The sequence below is a fragment of the Salipiger marinus genome (genome assembly GCF_900100085.1).
Taxonomy (GTDB): Bacteria; Pseudomonadota; Alphaproteobacteria; order Rhodobacterales; family Rhodobacteraceae; genus Salipiger; species Salipiger marinus.
On record NZ_FNEJ01000087.1, the window covers coordinates 1 to 1,840 of the forward strand.

A 1,840-nucleotide genomic window follows, 5' to 3' on the forward strand; every position below is an offset into this window, starting at 1 on the left:
AAATACAGCTTGCCATCGGCTGTGAAGGCGTAAAGTCCTGGCCCATTCGGGACCATGCTGAGGGAACGGCCGGGCAGGACACGGTAGAGCTGGGAGGCATTGTTGCAGAAGTCGGCTTCAGGCCATGATGGCCCTTTCCCCAGCTGAGTTCAGGCCACGCGTTCGATCTCGGCGGTGCCGAGGGCGTTGAAGCGGTTCATCAGGGCCACGCGGATGTGGATCTCGGCTGTCTGGCGGTCGGGGTCCCTCGAGGCGATCCGCTCGCCGAAGGATTTCAGGTTCCTCATCCGGGCCTCGACCCGGCTGCGGACATGATAGCCGGACCACCTTTTCCAGATCGTCCGGCCGAGGCGCCGGGTTGCCCTCAGGATGTCGTTGCGGGCCAAGGCGGCGGGGCAATCTTCCTTCCAGAGGCGGCCGTTTCTGCGGATGGGAATGATCCCTGTGCCACCGCGCGCGAGGATCGCCGAATGGCAACGGCGAGTGTCGAAGGCGCCATCACCGGTAACGGTGCCGATTTCCTCGTCTTCCGGGATCTGGTCCAGAAGATCGGGGAGCACGGGGCTGTCGCCCTCGCGGCTAGAGGTGAATTCCACCGCCCGGATGTCGCCGGTCGCCGTGTCCATCGCCAGATGGACCTTGCGGTACTGGCGGCGGCGGTGGGTGCCATGCTTCCTCGCCAGCCACTCTCCGTCGCCCAGGAACTTGATCCCGGTGCTGTCCACCAGCAGGTTCAGAGGGCCCGGAGCCCGGCGCGACGAAAGCTGGACCGCGATTGTCTTCTGGCGGCGGCTGAGCGTGGAGAAGTCCGGGACCGGCCAGTCCAGACCAGCCATCTTGAGGATGCTGGCGACCATTCCGGTCGTTTGTCGAAGCGGCAGGCCGAAGAGCACCTTGATCATCAGGCAGAACTGGATGGCGGCGTCGGAGAAGACCGGCGGACGTCCGGGCTTGCCTGCCTTCGGCGCAAGCCAGTCCATGTCCCGGTCTAGCCAGACGAGCAGCGATCCGCGCCGCTTCAGCGCGTCGTTATAGAATTTCCAGTTGGTCGTACGGTACCGGGCAGGTTCGGGCTTGCTCATGGCAGGCTCTTAACCCACCGGATTCAAGACGTGAATCCCGCAAGCCGATGAGTTCTGCAACAACGCCCAGATGGTTATGGCTTGCCCTCGAATGCCAGAGCATTTGATTTCAGATCGTCCGGCGTAAACCTGAAAATCGTCATCTCGTCTACGCTATAGGCGCCAAGGCTTCTGTAGAATTCGATGGTGGGTTTGTTCCAGTCCAGAACCCCCCATTCCATCATCTCGCAGTTTCTCTCGAGGGCAAGAGAGCAAAGATACCCCATAATGATCTTGCCAAGACCCTGATGGCGGACTTTCGTATCCACGAAGAATCCATCGATATAGATTCCTGACCGTCCAGTAAATGCAGATGACTTCTGGCAAAAATAGGCAAAGCCCGCAATTTCGCCCTTGTAGTATCCAAACAGCGCCTCGCCCAGTTTTTCATTCAGAAGCCGTTTGATCTGAGCCTCAGTTGCCGTGATCTTGTCCGACATCTTTTGATAGGCGCCCAGTTTTTTCATGTATTCGACAACAAGCCCCGCATCATCCGGAGAAGCGTGTTGGATCATGAAATTCGGATTGGATGTCGCTATTTTCTGCACAGTTTCATTCTCCCATACCTGTGTTTGCGAAGGTAAATGTCCTGCTGGTCACAGCAAGTCAGAAGATGTCTGCTTTGTCCCGCATAGTGTGAGTTCGAGCGCGGCGCTGCGAACGGCAGCTGTGGCTTCTACCTCTTCGGCCATTTGTATTCGCCGGTGAGAAGGATGTGG

General features: G+C 58.8%; 2 protein-coding genes. Both read right to left on the reverse strand.

Annotated elements, in window-relative coordinates; all coding sequences use genetic code 11:
- Positions 1 to 149: 149 nt before the first annotated feature.
- Positions 150 to 1,082 carry an IS5-like element ISPth1 family transposase gene (locus BLR51_RS26970; protein ID WP_089852607.1) on the reverse strand — a complete coding sequence of 311 codons (933 nt, stop codon included), beginning with the start codon at positions 1,080 to 1,082 and terminating at the stop codon, positions 150 to 152.
- A 74-nt stretch (positions 1,083 to 1,156) separates the two neighbouring features.
- A complete protein-coding gene (locus tag BLR51_RS26975) occupies positions 1,157 to 1,669 on the reverse strand; it encodes a GNAT family N-acetyltransferase (protein ID WP_089852608.1) in 513 nt (170 codons plus the stop codon).
- Positions 1,670 to 1,840 lie beyond the last annotated feature (171 nt).

Excerpts from the sequence above, each read along its gene's own strand:
- BLR51_RS26970 (WP_089852607.1), bottom strand. The coding sequence starts at position 1,082 with ATGAGCAAGCCCGAACCTGCCCGGTACCGTACGACCAACTGGAAATTC.